General features: G+C 37.8%; 3 protein-coding genes. All 3 read right to left on the bottom strand.

From position 1 onward, the window contains the following. Positions 1–34 precede the first annotated feature (34 nt). Positions 35–13,843, bottom strand: a complete 13,809-nt coding sequence (locus ICJ83_RS06280) for a T9SS type B sorting domain-containing protein (protein ID WP_188229528.1) — start codon at positions 13,841–13,843, stop codon at positions 35–37. A 72-nt stretch (positions 13,844–13,915) separates the two neighbouring features. Further along, the gene (locus tag ICJ83_RS06275; RefSeq protein ID WP_188229527.1) at positions 13,916–16,540 is read right to left on the bottom strand and encodes a PorP/SprF family type IX secretion system membrane protein; all 2,625 of its coding nucleotides are present in this window, start codon (positions 16,538–16,540) and stop codon (positions 13,916–13,918) included. A 2-nt stretch (positions 16,541–16,542) separates the two neighbouring features. After that, complete coding sequence (locus ICJ83_RS06270; RefSeq protein ID WP_188229526.1) at positions 16,543–17,985, bottom strand: T9SS type B sorting domain-containing protein; 1,443 nt, start codon at positions 17,983–17,985, stop codon at positions 16,543–16,545. Positions 17,986–18,026: the final 41 nt, after the last annotated feature.

Genomic DNA, 18,026 nt, shown 5'->3' with positions numbered 1-18,026 from the left:
TCCTAAGTTTAATATTAACAGTCATAACCACTAATTATCTGTAAAGCGTAAAGTGTCCTACAAAATCTCTATCGTCTTTCGGGTCATTCAGTTTTACAACAAACCAATAATCTCCCGTTGGTAACTCACGTCCTTCGTATTTACCATCCCATTTTTGTCCGGCTTTTAATTTGGCTACAACTCTTCCGTAGCGATCGTAAATATCAAAAGTTAAATCCTTATACTGATCGGTACAACCTGGTCCCCACTCATCCATATTACCATCGCCATTTGGCGTAAAGTAATTAGAAATACAGACATCGATATACTCGAAAAATCCTGAAGCCACGGCGGTACATCCATTACTATCAACAACAGTTACGGTATAGTTTCCTGTTTCGTAATAAATGAAAGTCGTTTCAGTTCCGTAAGATTCTCCATTTAGGAAAAATTCATAATCTCCAGTACCACCGGTTGCCATAGCCTCAATGGTATTTATGGTTTCTCCTGCCTGAATAGCTAATTGCAAAGGCTCGTAGGCTTCAATGTCGAACGGTTCGGTTTGTTTAATACACCCATTTGAATGACGCACATCGATGTAATGCCCGATTCCCGGAGGCACATTTACAAATACATTACTCGATTGATAAGCCCCCCCATCTAAAGCATATTCTATTTGCGATAAATCGGTATTACTATCATCAACATAAACCGTTACCGTATTCGTTGAAATATTATTTTCACATCCAAAATCTACTATAGCTACTGGATTTAACAATACAGGATCAGGGAATTCAATATTCCATTCTGATTGACAATCTTGACTATCTATTACATAAACCACTTTATCTTGCCCATCCAGATTATTGAACGTGAATAGGGTTTGACCATCTGCTCCTTGTGTGTATGGCCCATCAATATTATCTAAAGCCACGCGGAAAGGCGGTGTTCCTCCTGTAATTTCAATGCTAAATTCACCATTTGCATCCCCTTCACAAACTACAGGAATTAATGAATTAGGCACTATATTAACAAATTGTGGATCTGGCTGATCGATAGTAAAATCAAACAAAACATAACAACCCAATTGATCTTGTACGATAGCCTGGTAATCTCCAGGGGCTAAATTGTCGAATATAGGTTCATCAAAGAACTGATTCATTTGTGGCGATATAGCATATTTTATAATACCACTACCACCTGTAGCCGTAATTTCTAAAATACCATCATTACTACCGTTACAGGTTACATCACTAACTTCCCATTGTACCTCTAGAGGTAAATTTGGTTCAGTAATAGTTACCTGCGCCGAGGTTACTAAACAATCGCCACTTTCAACTAACACCTGATACGTTCCAATAGGTAACTGTGTAAATACACCAGGTGTATCCTGAACGGCATCAGGTATATCATTACCAGAAGCATCTTGTAAGGTATACACATAATTTCCTAAACCTCCTTCCGCTTCAGCTACAATAACTCCAGTTGAATCACCCGCACAATTAATTGTGGCGTTTGTCGTATCTAAAGTCACCACCAAATCAGGAAGTGCTTCAATAACGATATCATTTGAAACCGCAGACACACAACCATTGGCATCACGCACATAATATCTATAAGTACCTGGTGCTACCGAGAAGGTTATATCGCTTGTAAAGGTGTTAATAACATTAGTAAATGATTCATCATCACTGTATTCGTAAGCTCCTGTTCCTCCTGTAGCACTCAAAGTTAATGTTGCATCTGTAGTACAGGTTTGAGTTGTAGCTCTTACCAAGGATGCAACGATTTGATCAGGTTCTGAAATCGTAATATCTGCAAATGTTGTTTCACAAGTAAATCCATCTGAAACTGTAACGTTATATGTTCCAGCTCCTAATCCACTGAATACATTAGACGATTGTGGTCCTGAAGAGCTCTGTACAGGCGAAACCATATTTAGGGTAAACATATAATTACCTCCTTGACCTCCTAAAATATTCGTTACTGTTATACTTGCCGTTTTATCACCAAAACATGATAACATAGTTGTACTTGGGGTAATAATGGCATCTATTGGCAGTGGATCGATTAACTCAATTTCTTCGGTCACGATACAACCTTGACTATCTCTAACACTTGCTGTATAAATACCTGCTGAAAGTCCTTCGAAATAATACGTATTGCTGAATGCTGATATTATACTACCGCCATTCAATTCTAATTGATATTCGTAATCACCTGGCCAACCTCCTGAACCAGTTATCGTAATTGTTCCATCGTTACCAATACACGTAATATCGGTATGCGAACTATCTATCGCTAAGGCAGCATTAGGTGCTGTAATGGTAACGTTTGTGGTTACTAAACAATAAGGTGCGTTAGTTAATGTGGCATTGATGGTATAAGTTCCTGATGCCAATCCAGTAATAGTTATCGGTCCCGCATCTGGCGAACTTCCCGTTTGCACCGGATTTGTTAAATCGGTGGTATTATATACTTCATAATCAAACGGGCCAGCATCATCTACTGGGGTTGGTATGTTATCAATTAATGTAAATGTTACACTACCATCGTTATCACTAAAACAGGTAACATCGGTAATACTTTCAATGTCTAATTCGAAAGTATTCGGATTATTTACATAATGAACCGTTTGTAAACTACACCCTGTATCAACATTGTATACTGTTATGATATAGTTTCCAACTGGTAAACCTGTGAAAACGCCAGATCTATTGGTTTGATTATAAATCGCTCCTGTAGTTGTTCCATCGGTATCTTCAACTGTAAATTGAAGATTAGCGATTCCACCTGATGTGGTTGCTGAAACTGTAATATCTTCATCATTAATACATGTGATGGCGTTATTTATAGCGACATCAATAGCATCAATTCTCACAAAGGGAGCTATTACTGCCGTAGTTGTCCCGGAACAACCATTTTCATCATATACATTGATGGTATAATTTCCGCCAAGGAAATCAGCTTCATTATATACGTTATTCGCTCCAGACTGTACTAAATTTCCATCCCTAAAGAATTCGTAAATCACATAATTGTTTGAGCCACCGGTTACACCTGAAACTGTTATGCTTGCAAAGTTTACCGCATTTGTGTCTGGTGTACAAGCATATTCTACAACCGTTGGAGATGGCACCACAATAGCATCTGGTTCTCCTACTACAACATCTTGCTGTGCCTCACAATTTCTTCCCGAAACAACACGAACCGTATAAGTTCCAGGAGCCAAACCTGTAAACACATTAGATGTTTGAGGCGCAACAGAAATAGGTGCTATAATTTCATAAGTATAAATTGGGTTATCATTACTTGCTGGTAACTCCACAGTAATTGTTCCATCGGTATTTCCATTACAGGTTACATCCGTAGATGTTGCAGTAAACGTAACTGGCGTTGGAGGGGCTAAAGTTATTGAAGCTGAATTGTCGCACCCAGTATCAATATCAGTAATAGTTACTGTATAGGTCCCGGCAGGCACACCTGAAATTACATTTCCAGAAATTGTTCCTACAATCGGGCTAATGGCATAACTATAATTACCTGAACCGCCTGCTCCAGTTACTGTAATAACACCATCGTTGTCACTACAACTTGGTAATGTGGCAACAGCAACATTTAAATCCAGTGCAGGGTACACTTCTATTGGTGTAGAATCTGTATATGTACATCCGTTTCCATCTTTAATGGTAACATTATAAGTTCCTGGTGTAGACACTGTAAATGTAGGACTCGTTTGATATCCGTTACCTATAGAGTAGCTAAATGGTGCAATTCCTGTTGGGTTCGTTACAGTAAAAGTAAACGGATCACCATTTAGGTTACATTGATTATCTGATAAAGCAGGTACAGTAACACTTGGTAACGGATCGGTAGTAATGACTACATCTATTTGATCGGTACAACCATTAGCATCCATAACCCATACATCCCAATTGGTTGATGTTGCTGGGTCTAATACAGCAGTATTACTATTTGAATAATCGGCTGTTACTGGAGCTGAATTATCAATTACAAATGCATATTGATATGGCGGCGTTCCTCCACTGGCTTCAACAGTTACCTGAGCACCAAAATTACAATTAGCATTAATTTTATCTATTTCGGCTAAACTTACTGGCGTTGGTTCACTAACAGTTACTGTGAATGTATCGGTACAACCTGTTACTTCATCGGTTACGGTTATAGTCTGGTCTCCTGACGGAACACCAGTGATTGAAACAGTGGTATTTGTCTGCCCTACAATTTCTCCACCACCATTTATATTATAACTATAAGTTCCGCTGAAATTAGCAACTGTATATTCTACGATTCCATTAGCATCTCCTGTACATAAAGCATCGTTGATTAATTGTCCTGATACCGTAATATTGGTTACTGGTGCAATGGTGTAAGACTCTGTGTAATAACAACCATTTTCATCTGTTACAGTAAACACGTACGTGCCAAGTGCTAATCCTGTAAATTCATTAGACGCTTGAGGACCTACGGCACTAGGCGAAATAATTTCATAAGATAACACCCCTACTCCTCCGGTAGCAGTTAAGGTTACATCGGTAGTAGGGTCGTTACATGTTATTGGGTTATTATTAAAAACTAAATCGGTTGGTACACTTAATGCAGGCATATCGAAACTAAGTGGTGCAGCAATGGTACACCCGTTGGCATCCTTAATCCAAGCATTTACGATACCTGCGGAATAAGTCGCATATGTATTTGTAGATGTATAATTAACACCGTCGAAACTATACGTGTAAGGCGCTGTACCTCCACTTCCATTAACGGTTATTAATGCAGGTTGCGTGGCGTTACTAGCGCCACAGGTTAATCCCTGAGTTAAATCTATTGTTCCGTCAACTAATGTAGGTTCGGTAATAGTTACTGTGTCCGTTCCAGATACACATTCTTTATTATCTCTTATTTGAATTTCGTATGTTCCTGCGCTTAGGCCACTAAACACATTTGTAGCTTGCCATACCGACCAATTAAGTCCTCCGTTGCTACTTATTCTATATTCATAAGGCGCAATACCATCGGCAGCTGTCACAATAATACTACCATCGGCACTACCATTACAGGTTACATTTAACTGAGTATATGTAAGTGTTGGCGACGTAATCGGTGAAACTTCAATAGCATTTGAAACAGCAGAACAACCCTCATCGTCGGTTACTCTAAAATAATACATTCCTGCGGTACTTGTCGTGTAAGTTGTGCCTCCTATAGCTGTAAACAAGATGTTATCTGTACTTACTTCATATAAATTGTAGGTACCCGATCCTCCCGATGGTGTTATAGTAATTTCTGCATCATTCGTACAGGTTAAATCTAAATCTAATGCAGCATCCAATAAAATTGGCGGATTAACAACTAATACTGTTGAAGCTATACACCCGTTATCATCTTTAATATTGAATGTGTATGTACCCGCAGCGGTTATTGTGAAATCGGCACTACTTTGATACGCTCCACCATTAACATTATAGGTTCTGTTTCCGTTAAACGTTGTTCCAGATAACGTTACTATTCGTGCTATTCCTGTAAAACAATCTTCAGTAACAGGGGCTATAGTTGGCAAGTCATCGGTTGCAATATCTTCATTTAATCTAACAGTACATCCGTTAGCATCCTGTACCACAATATCCCAGTTTGTTCTAATACTTGGATCTAGTACCAACACATTATTAGCACCAAAATCTGCAGGTGCCGGTGAAAATCCAAGTGCCCCAACAGCATATTGGTATGGTCCTGTTCCACCAGTAGCTGTAATCGTTAATTGTGCTCCTGAATTACAATTGGCGTTAACCACATTGGATACAGCTGCCGACAAAGGTTGGGTTGGCTGTGTTACATCGAATGTAAATGCGTTAGAACACGCTGTACCACCCACTTCCGTTGCTTGTATTACATAACTTCCTGCTGGTAATCCACTAACATTACCTGAAACAGGTCCTCCCGGAGTTCCTGTTAAAGTACCGTTAACAGCTGGAGTAAGCGGATTTAATGTTAAAGCATCTAAAACTTGATAATTAATATCTGTTACCGAACCATCGTAATCCTGTACCGTAAAATCTATGCCTCCACTAGTATCACCAAAACAATTAACATCACTAATGATTGTACCAGTAATTGCAATATTGGATGGTGGAGGTGGCATGGTTGCTTCTAATATAGATATACAGCCATTAACATCTTCTACCTGGAAATAATAGGTTACGCCATGCACTAAACCTGTGAAAACATGAGTAATATTTGCTGTAGGTCCAAATTCTGTACCCAACTGACCTAAAATAGAATAAGTATATGGTCCTGTTCCTCCTGTAGTTTCTACTTCGTAATCTACTCCTGTAGCACAAGAGTTAACATCTACTATACCTTCAAACTCTAAATAAGGCTGAGTTTCTATTCTAAGTTTACCACTGTTAAATTCACAACCATTGGCATCTATAATGGTGATATAATAATCACCAAAATTTAATCCGGTAAAGCTATGCACAGGTGTAGTTGCAGCACTATTTTCAGTATGTGTATCTAATTCCGTATAATTTCTATCGTATAAATAATAGGTGTACGGTGCTGTTCCTCCTGAAGTTACCGAAACATCAAAACTTCCAGGTGTATTTGCATTACACACAATTGGATTCATAACAATATTTGCTACAATAGCTGGTGGATCGATTAGTGTAACAGAATCTATTAACTCACACCCCTTACTATCTCTAACAACATAATTATATGTTCCTGCGGTTAACCCGCCAAATACATTAGTTGAAACGAATGTGGTTCCACCATCAATACTATATTCGAAAGGCGCTTCGCCTGCTGTTGGATTAAATTGAATAGAGCCATCAGTATATCCGTTACAGGTTGGGTCATTGCTTATAACATCTGCTGTAATGTTTATAACCGGATTTGTAGTAACTTGCTGTGTTTCCTCTGTACATCCATTTGCATCGGTAACTCTAAACTGATACGTTCCTGCAACCGATGTGGTGTAAGTCGCTCCTGCTATATTGGTATAAGTTGTGCCTCCATCTGTAGAAACCTCGTAGGTATAAGGGGTATTTCCTCCAGAAACGGTAATATCTATACTGGCCTCCATTGGGCTAGAACAAGTTATGTCTTTTGTTAATGCTGCACTCGCCGTAATAGGTGCAAATACCTCTGTTGTTGTACTTGCTGTTGCCGTACAGCCATTCGCATCCCTTACCATAACGGTGTAGCTTCCTGCTGCATTAACGGTAAAAGTTGAGCTTGACTGGTATGACACCCCGCCGTTAATACTGTATGAATATGGCGGTACGCCACTAGATGCGCTTACTGTAAATGTAAATCCAGAACTAGCTGTACACTGGTTATCAACTGTTGGTGCTGTAACTGTTGGTAACGGATCATTAACAATAGTAACGGTTGTAAAACTGGTACATCCATTCGCATCTCTAATGTATACATCCCAAACTAAATTGGTTCCGCTATTGGTATCTACCGTGATAATATTACCGCTAGCATAATCTGAATTAGCAGGAGCAGGATTTCCAGAAATTACAACTGCATAGGTATAACTTGGTGTACCACCAGCTGGTATTGCTGTAATTTGAGAATTAAAATTATTACAATTTACATTTGTCGTCGAGGCAGTTACGCTGACTGCATCGGTAGGCTCTAAAATAGTTACTGTAGTATCTGCCGTACAGCCTGTAGTTGTATCGGTAACTTCCACTACATAAGAACCAGCTACTAAATTAGAAAGGTTGATAGGAGATGAACCTGCTTGACTACTTCCTCCATTTACAGTATACGTAAATCCTGTAGAATTAAACACTTCAAACTGTGCTGCACCATCGTTACCTCCAAAACACAATACATCACTTAGTTTAGTTCCTGTAATTGCAATTGGTGTTACTGGATCAATCACAAACGACTCATCATAATAACAATCATTTTCATCAGTTACTCTAAACACATAAGTATCTGGTGCTAAACCTGAGAAAGTATTCGATGATTGTGGCGCTACGGTAATCGGCGCAATAATTTCATAAGTTAAAGAACCTGCTCCATCAGTCGCTGTAACTGTCACGGTTGATGTTGTATTAATACAGGTTACCGTAGTTGCTGAAAAATCTAAATCGGTTGGTGGATTTAATGCTGAAATGATTAAAGAACCATTAGCAGTACAGCCATTAGCATCTTGTACAGAATAGTTAATGGTTTGATTTGTACCATTATCGTTAACTTCCAAAGTATTTGATGCGCTATACCCAGATGCATTAAAACTGTACAAATAAGGAGCTGTTCCTGTTGTAGGTACATCAATGGTTACCGTTGCCGATTGCGCTGTATTATCGGCTGCACAGCTAAATGTTGTCGCTGTAGCATTAACCACTAAAGTTGTAGGTTCTGTAAGGGTTACGCTTCCGCTGAAAATACACTCGTTAGCATCCTGAATTTCATAATTATACGTTCCTGCGGCTAATCCACTATATAAAGAGGTGCTAGAAAATGCACTACCATCGAAGCTATACGTATAAGGACCTACACCACCAGCAGGTACAATTTGAACCGATCCATCGCTACTACCGTTACATAACGGATTAATAACTGTAGTTGTAGCTGTAGGGTTTTCAATTGGATTTACAGTAATAACATTAGAAACTGCAATACATCCGTTGTCATCGGTTACCTGAAATTGATAATCCCCAGCAACACCTGTTGATAATGAAAAAGTATTTCCAGACTGATTAACAGTTCCTGAGCCCTGAATTAATGTTACCGTATAAGGCGGATATCCTTCTGAAACTGTACCCGAAATTTCGGCATCGGGCGACACGGTACAATCTAATTCTTTTGTTAAATTAGCAGATATATTAACCTGATTTGCAATAGTTTCGCTTGTTAAAGGAAATTCACAGCCATAAGCATCTCTTACAATAAAATCATAAGTACCTGGCGTTAAGTTAGCGAAAATAGGACTCGATTGAAATGCACCTCCATTAACACTATATTCATACGGTGGGTTTCCACCAGAAGCCGCTATTTCTAAAGTAGCTCCATTAGCAGCATCATAACAATAATCGGCATTTACAATAGAAGCTGTTGGACTCGTTGGTGCTAATAAACTTATTGGCGTTGTTGCCGCACAACCATTACTATCGGTAACCCTAACAGTATAATCTCCCGCAGGGATATTAGTTAATATTCCGTTTCCAGGGAAAGTATTAATCACCACCATGGTCGCATCCAGTAATTCAAAAGTGTATGCAGGTGTTCCTCCTGTAGCTGAAGCCGTAACCGTTGAACCATCTAAACAGGTTACAGGCGTAGTATCTGCATTTACTTGTAAAGCATCGGGTGCTAAAATTTGAGCTTGTAAAGTTGCATCACATACCCCATCGGATGAAGCATCATAACGAACAATCACATTGTACGTACCTTCAGTCAATCCTGAAATTGTAAAAGGTGAACTCGTCGTTGTGTTCCATGTTGTTCCTCCGTCGATTGAATATTGATAGCCGTTAGTTGTATCGAAATTTTGCGCTGCAATAGTGATAGTACCATCTCCAGCACTAGCACAGGTTACATCACTAGTTGAAACGATATCTGCTGCAAAAGCTTGACCTGGGTCTATAATAAACGGAAAATCGACTTGTTCAATACATGTTTTTGGTAGTTGATATACACTAATATCATCTATAAGCGCATCATTCCCATAATATTGTACGCTTCCTGAGCGAATAACAAACGTTAAATCTGTATTGTTGCCCGGGTTTAAAGTTAAGGTTCTAAAATTCCATTGCTCATTTTTAGGTACGATTCCAGTATAATCTTCTGCAATAACATTACCTGCGCCATCAACCAATTGAATTCTGAAATCCGGATCATCACGATCGGCATTTACGGTACGCATTAAATTAGCAACATACAAATCAACTTTAATATCCTGATTTGGAATTACATCGTTTATAGGCTTACTATACAAAATACCGTAAGGTCCCGCTGCTGAGCCAATATTTACCAATAAAAATCTTCCATCCGGGTCTGCACCATTTGTTGTATGATCACTAAAATGATACCAAGCACCTGTATTATTAGCATTTGGGTCGTCTGATCTCCAGAAGAAACTAGCAACAGAGTACTGATTGTCTTCTACTGAACGTGTTCCGCAAGGATAAGGCCCATTGACACGCTGATCATTAAAACAGTACGCACTAGCTATCCCAGATGTGGTTGTTGGTGCTCCACTTCCAAAGTCCTCGTTCAATAAATTACTAAACGTTGGCACAGTCTCTAGTTGATACGTTACAGTTATAGTATGGCTTCCTTCAGAAACATCCAAAAATGTTTGCGGATCGGCAACATTAGGATTCTCTACACCATCAATTAAATAACCATAAGAATATGAATTAGATGAGCTATTATTTACGGTAACCGTTGTATTACCTGTACCATCACAATTATAATCGACATCCGAAATACTTATAGAAGGTGCTTCTGGCTCTGGCTCTAAAACAATACCTGGCATAGCAAAAATACAACCGTTAGCATCTCTTATGTATAAAGTGTAGGTCCCTGGGGCCACATAAGCTTCATTATCGGTTGTCCAACTTATTTGATTATCAAAACTATATTCGTAAGGTGGTGTTCCTCCTTGAGGATTAGTAATGCGTACACGCCCTTCCCCATTTGGTCCACACCCTGCCAATTCTGACACCCCTCCAGATGCTGTAACAGCATTTGGAGTTTCTGTAATGATTATATCTTCTGCTACACTAAAACATTCTTCACCATCTAAAGTGTACTCTATTAATGTTGGGTACGTACCAGCTGGTAAGTTATAAAAACTAGGGTTAGAACTGTACGTATTACCATTATCGATACTATAGCTTATACTATAACCATTTGCATTGGTAACATTAAATGTAATGCTACCTGTATTTTCACCGTTACATAAAATATCCGTTTTGTTAACCGAAAATTCCGGAGGCAAAATCTCTTCAATAGTTTGGGAGGTTATAGCACTACAGTTATTGACGTCAAGAACTAAAATCTCGTAAGTTCCTGGTGTTGGTGCTGCAATTACAGGTGAATCTTGAGAAATGGTATTACCATTTACAAAGTACTGATAAGGTGGTGTTCCACCAACAGGATAAACCGTTATTTCTCCATCGGTACACGTTAAAGGTTTGGTAATAGCTGAAGTTACAGTAATAGGATCTGGTTCAATAATTTCTATTGTTCCGGTAAAAACACATCCATCATCTGTAGAGATATCGTAAGTATACGTTCCTGCATTAAGATTTCCGAAGGTATAATCGCTATCCATTATTGGCCCTACACTATTAATTACAGTTCCTCCAGAAGATAAACTGTAATAATACTGTGGTAATGCATCATTAACTGCCAATTTAATAGTTCCTTTATCACCGTTACAATTTGGTTGGGTAACAAATTCAGTAATATTGGCATCACGGTTTCTTACATAAATCTCAGGTGTTTGGAAAATACATGGATTAGTATCAACTCCAACTTGTCTGATATAAGCTGTGTAATATCCTGGCGTATTAATTGTAAATACATTTGATGTTTGATAAGGACCATTAGGATCTAAACTATATTCATATCCAGAAGGAACTCCACCTACTCTAACTTCACCAGGGGTTGTACAAATAATATCTTTTGCCGTAATGGTTGGCTCTAGTAAATTTTGATAAACATTAAAGTAGAAAATACTAAAACACCCTCCAGGATAGTTGATTACAATTCTAAATTGTCCAGCATCGTCGGCTATAAAATCGGGTCCTGTGGTAACAGTATTCCATGTACAATCTTCATTTTCATTAGCACAATCATCTACTAAAATTTCATCGCAACTCGCTTCGTCAAGCTTTTGCCAGTTTATAGATACTGCATCACTAATACCTGTTTGTATATTACGAATGTCGTTTGCTCCACATAAAAATATGTATGGTAAAACCTTACCATCATTAGGACATATTGGTAATAAATCTGCGTAAGGTATAATTGGATTGGTAATGGTATTACCATATGGTATTACCGTAATTTCCTCCTGAATTGAAATACAGGTTGAAGATGTTGTATTTTGTACGTAATATGTTCCAGTACCGTTAGCTGTATAGGTTTGACCTGTACCCACAACCGGCGTTCCTGATGGGTCTGTAGACCATGAATAACTATCGTAACCATCGGCGGCCGTTAATACTACCGTAGAACCACATAAAACTTCGGTTCTTTTAAATTCACAATTAGATATGTCTACTAAAAAGTTTGTAGAACCAGGAACCCCTAAACATTCTTCGGAAGCAAAACTTCCTTCGTCTTGAATAAAAATACCGCTAATTTCTCCTGTGTAAGTACCAAAAGCCTGATTTTGAATTTCATTGGAACAAGCCTGACTTAAATCGTAACAATTGGGTACAATCTGCACGGGTATACGTATGGTATATACCGGGTCATTTACTTCTACAGAACTATTAGGTATTGCAAAAATGATGGTTCTGGTATCAGGATCATAGGATTGAATGGTAGCTCCGCCAGCATTTGTTAAGTCTACATCATTAGGATCGAAAACAATATTATCCGGTAATACATCTTTAATCGTAAAATCTATAACATTATCATTACCAGTACTTTGATATGTAATTTCATAAAACAGCTGCTGACCTAAATACACATCGGCACCATCAATATCATCTCCACTGGTATCTTCTACAGTTTTTATTAATTCTATATCTGGTGAAATAACATCTACAGCAAAAGCACTAAAAAATGCAAACACTGGATCGGCTTGCCCTCTGGCTACCTGTAATCTAAAGTCGGCCGAGGTATCATCATTTCCAATAAATTCTGGTTCAGCATCCTGAATTTCCAACAAACCAGTATCGTATCCTAAAGTATTCTCACTGTTAGGGACACGCGGATAATTTATACTGGCCGGATTAGGTGTATGCCCAAATCCAAAATTTTCAATTACCGATCCAAAAAACTTATTTGCGCTTCTATCGTCGGTAGTAACTTCCTTTCCGTTAATTTCTAATTTTGTGGCACGTTTTGTACGATCGCCATCTAAAGCACCATAAGCAAATTGTAAATCTACTGGCCCGGACGGTGGTGTTCTAAAACCGGTTACCGGAATAGTTTCCTGGTGTCCGTCATAAATATGACTAAACCCATCAAATAAGGTAAATGATTTGGTGTGTAATTCTGGATCTTCATAAATAATAATAAGTGACCAACCTGCACTTAAACCTGTAGAATTGTTAAACCCTTCACTAGAAACCACATCCGCCATAGTGTAGGTTCCTTCGATATCTGTGAGTGAAGAAACGATATCGGTTACATCGGCAAAACACGCATAAGGTGTGTTACCTGGTTCTCCTGTTTCTGAAACAATTGGGCTGGCTATGGCATCGTAAATTAATTCTCCTGAAATATCGGTATACGTAGAACTACCTGGTACTTTAAATTTAGCATTGGTAATGTTCGATCGATTTTCGCCACTTTTTAAAACCGCACTCCAATATAATCCAGCAAAAGCCACTCGGTAGCACGTGGTTGCCGAACCATCCTCATGAGGCATTAATAATAAATCGGCACTACTCGAACTAAAGGTTGAGGCATCTCCATCAATATCAATATATTGCATATCGATATCCTGATTATCTCTTGAGAAATCGTTAAAATCCTGATTATTTTCTCCAAGAATACTGTTACCTATAACTAGCATACTTCCTCTAACATCAACTTTTTCTCGAACGCTAAATGCTTTGTAGGTTTGGGCAGTACCACTGTAGTAAAGCAGTAATATTAAAATAACCAAAACTGGTTTTATAAAAGTAAAATTTTTCATGGCGGTTGATTTTTTTTCATCACTTATAGTGTTATTTGGGGCTTTAACTATAAATGAAGGGCTTATTTTTTACTAATTATTTTCAATTTTTACCATAGACATGTTTTTGTTGTATGGTTCTGGTCCTTTATTTTCTAATTTTCGTTTCGCTGCATCTATATTTTCATATTTCTCATGATAGATGTAATACTTGTTTGTAGTAACATCAAAGAAGAAATCGATATCTCTTAATCCTGCCTCGATGGTTCTCATTAAAAACTGATCTCTTTTTACAACATCTGTATGAACAGCTAGAACTAAATAATATCCACTTTCGGCATGTTTTACATCTTTTACAATTTGAATATTACCTGGAGCTACATCACCATAATCAAAATCTTTTTCAGATAATGGTAAAGTGCTTGTTTTAGTAATTTGCTTTATAGAATTTAAAGCAGCACGATCTTTATTGTAACGATCTTCTGCATTATCATATAAAGCGCGCTTAATTCTACGTTTTCTTTCAATTTCAGTCGCAACTCTAATTTCTTTTAATTTTAAAAGTAACTGCTCTTTTGCTTTTACTGTTTCAGCTTGATTCGACTTAATTTTGTCAATTGTTTTTGCATAAAACATATTCGTCGGATCCTTTTTATCTGAAACCTCTTTTAATCTAGTACTATATAACGTTTCAATTAACTCGATTTTATCATTTTGTTTTTCTATTTGCTGATCTAATTGTTGCGTTAATGAGGCTAGTCTTGCATTTTCTTCGGTTACACTTTTAAATGGTTTTGGAGCACTTACTATACCTTGCTCGCTTAAATCATTTTCTTTTTTCAGATCTTTTAAATCTTTTTCTTTAATAATAATTACCTCATTCAGCTGAATCATTAACATTTCTTGTTCCTCATCAGCCTCTAATGCTAGTTTAGTCACATTTTTCAGCGATTCTGTAGTTGGGTTGGTTACTGGAGGAAATTGTATTTCATCACTTTCCTTCATTTCGCCAACATTTTCTACCACGGCTCTAGATTGCTCTTCTTGTTCGGCTTTTAATCTTGCTGCTTCAGCTATTCGTGCCTGCTCTTCTTGTTCGGCTTTCAATCTGGCGGCTTCTGCGATTCTTGCTTGTTCCTCTTGTTCTGCTTTCAATCTGGCGGCTTCTGCAATTCGTGCTTGTTCCTCTTGTTCCGCTTTCAATCTGGCAGCTTCAGCTATTCGTGCTTGCTCTTCTTGCTGCGCTTTCAATCTGGCAGCTTCAGCTATTCGTGCTTGCTCTTCTAGTTGCGCTTTCAATCTGGCAGCTTCAGCTATTCGTGCTTTCTCTTCTTGTTGCGCTTTCAATCTGGCGGCTTCAGCTATTCGTGCTTGCTCTTCTTGTTGCGCTTTCAATCTGGCGGCTTCAGCTATTCGTGCCTGCTCTACTTGTTCAGCTTTCAATCTGGCAGTCTCATCTAATTGATTTTTTTCTTCTAAATTACTAGCATTGTCTTTTTTAGCAACTTCATTTAATACAACGGCTTGCTTAACCACATCGGTATTTTGCGCCTGATAAGCACGTTGTCTTTGCTCTATTCTTTCTTTGGCCGCAGCTTTTAATTCCGCACGCTTATCAGCCTTTACTTTTGCTATAGAATCAGCTTTGGCCTGAGCAATTGCTCTTTGTTCTGCTCGCTTAGCAGCTAAAGCTTCTCTGTCAATAGAAGTTGCTTTAGAATTAGCCTTACGGCGTGCAGCAATTTGTCTTGTTCGCTTATCAGGTATAAGTAGCGCCTGCTCCTGTTCTTCATCACTGTAATTATATCGATAGCGTTTATTAAATTTATAAGCCAAAGTAAATTCATGAGAATTTCCAAAGGAAGCCAAATCTCCAACAGCCTTTTCGTAATTATATTCTATTGCTATTTGATTACTCACATTTATACCTATGCCAGCCGATAAACCATAAAGGGTGTTATAGCCAGCCTGAGCCCAAATTCCTTTAGGTACAGCTATTCTTGCTAAACCAGATATAATGGTTTTGTCTTTTTTAAATTCGGTTCTCAATAATGTTGAAAACTTACTTTCATCGAAAAAACCACGACTATCCATAAATCCTGTATACATGATATGGGCTTGAAATCCTTGTTCGGGATTATCTTCAATAAGGGTTGACGACTTTAAATTGTATGATACGAAATTGGTTATAGCCATACCAAAATCTAAAAATGTTGTTCCGTAATTAATTCCGGGATTTATGGTTAACATACTATTATTTGGTATGTTTTGTAAAGCAGGGTCATCATAATTAGAAACAACACGTCCCTGATTAACGCCACTTTGATAAAACCCTAAATTGGCTCCAAAAGTTAAATTACTATCCCGGTCAAGTACGACATTATAAGCGTAATTCACAAGACCTCCAAAAGTTGTTAAAACTCCGTAATCTTGTTGAAATAGACCTATACCCATACCGCGATTTTCAGCAAATCGACCAGAATAACTAAACAAATAGGTTTGCGGAGCATCGTTAAATTGTACCCACTCTCGCTTATTTGTGAACGTTACATATTTATTTTGTTCTCTTACAAAACTAAATGTTGGATTAAGGGCATATTTATTAAATTTTAATGATGCTCTAACTGGTAACACGAAAGCCACAACACCATTATCTTGGGCAAAGAAAAATTGCGTTGTCGCTAAAAATAAAACGATATGTAGTAAATATTTACTCAATTTTATTTAATTACGGTTATTGACCCTTTTTTTACTGTATTTCCTGATGTGGTTATTATATAATAATAAACCGGATTGACTTCATCGAACTCAATGGCACTTTCTGGCCAATTATTTAAGTAATTATCTGTTTCATGAACCACTTTCCCTAATGAGCTCATAATAATCACCTTAGTATTAGTACCATTTACATATTCCTGTGGAATTACCCAGGTGTCATTAATACCATCGCCATTCGGACTTATAATATTTGGTATATTAGAAACATCTGGAAACGGTTCTGTAACCACTAATGAAAAAGTAAATTCTTCAGATGCCATACAACCATTAGTTTGTGTAACAACAACTTTATAGTCCCCCGTTTGATTCGCATTATATGTACTTCCTGTTGCTTCAGTAATTAAAGTTTCATTATAATACCATTTGAATTCGGGAGTATTGGCTGTAGTTGTAACAATTACGTTTAAACTCTCTCCATCTTGAATTGAATTATTTTCATCGACATTTATACTACTTGTAAACCCCGATGTTTCCAAGGCAATAGTTGCACTGGTAGAACATTCGCCTAAATCGATACTTACAAAATAGGTACCCGACTCGTCTGTTATATAAGTTTGACCTGTAGCCCCGTCGATAACCTTACCGTCTTTGTACCACTGATAACTTTCACCATTAATAGCACTTAATGTGGTAGCACCTTCAGCAGAACAATAAGGATTTCCCAAACTGGAACTAATTGTTGAAGATGTTCCAGAAGACGCCTGAGTTACGGTTACCCGATTTGAATAAGAATCGGATGTACATGACCCGTAATTAGTCTCAACAAAATAGGTTCCTGCCTCAGTTACGTTTAAGGTTTTTCCTGAAGCCACAAAAACAGAGGTTGTTTCACTTGTCTCTTTATACCAATTAAACGTTAACGATGGATATTGTAAAGGTGAATCGTTATCATCTGCTCCTGGGTTATCAATAGTCAATAAATAACTACCTCCAGAGCAAAAGGTAGCTGTTCCTATTAAATTATTAATGGTAAAAGGGCTATCCTGTAATTTATAATAAGCAGGAAATGAAACCGACCCAGTACTCGTCGCGGCTGGTGATGTACTTTTTACTCTAATTTTGTACAATTCGCCAGCTGTATTTGTCGGTAATGAAAATCCAACGGTTGCTGGTGAGGTACTAAACTCTCCTGGGGCTGTTGTATGAAGCACCGTCGCTCCCGAAGCAAAACTTCCTGAGGCATTTGATAATTCAATAATAAATTGATTTGAAGCACTCGCTTCTATATCAGTGGAAAAACTGAATGTCGTGTAATAAATATTGAATGACGGGCTTGCACATGCCTGTGTAAATCCCAAACTCGGAGTACTAATAGTTTGTGCATTCAAAAAATTGACTACATTAACTAAGAAAAACATAAAGCCTAAAAAAGTAAAGTTTCTCATTAATATTCCCTTTTATAAAACTCTAAGAAAAACTTCTCTTT

This window comes from Aestuariibaculum sediminum, from assembly GCF_014596945.1.
Taxonomy (GTDB): Bacteria; Bacteroidota; Bacteroidia; order Flavobacteriales; family Flavobacteriaceae; genus Aestuariibaculum; species Aestuariibaculum sediminum.
This window is presented reverse-complemented; position numbering and strand designations above follow the sequence as displayed.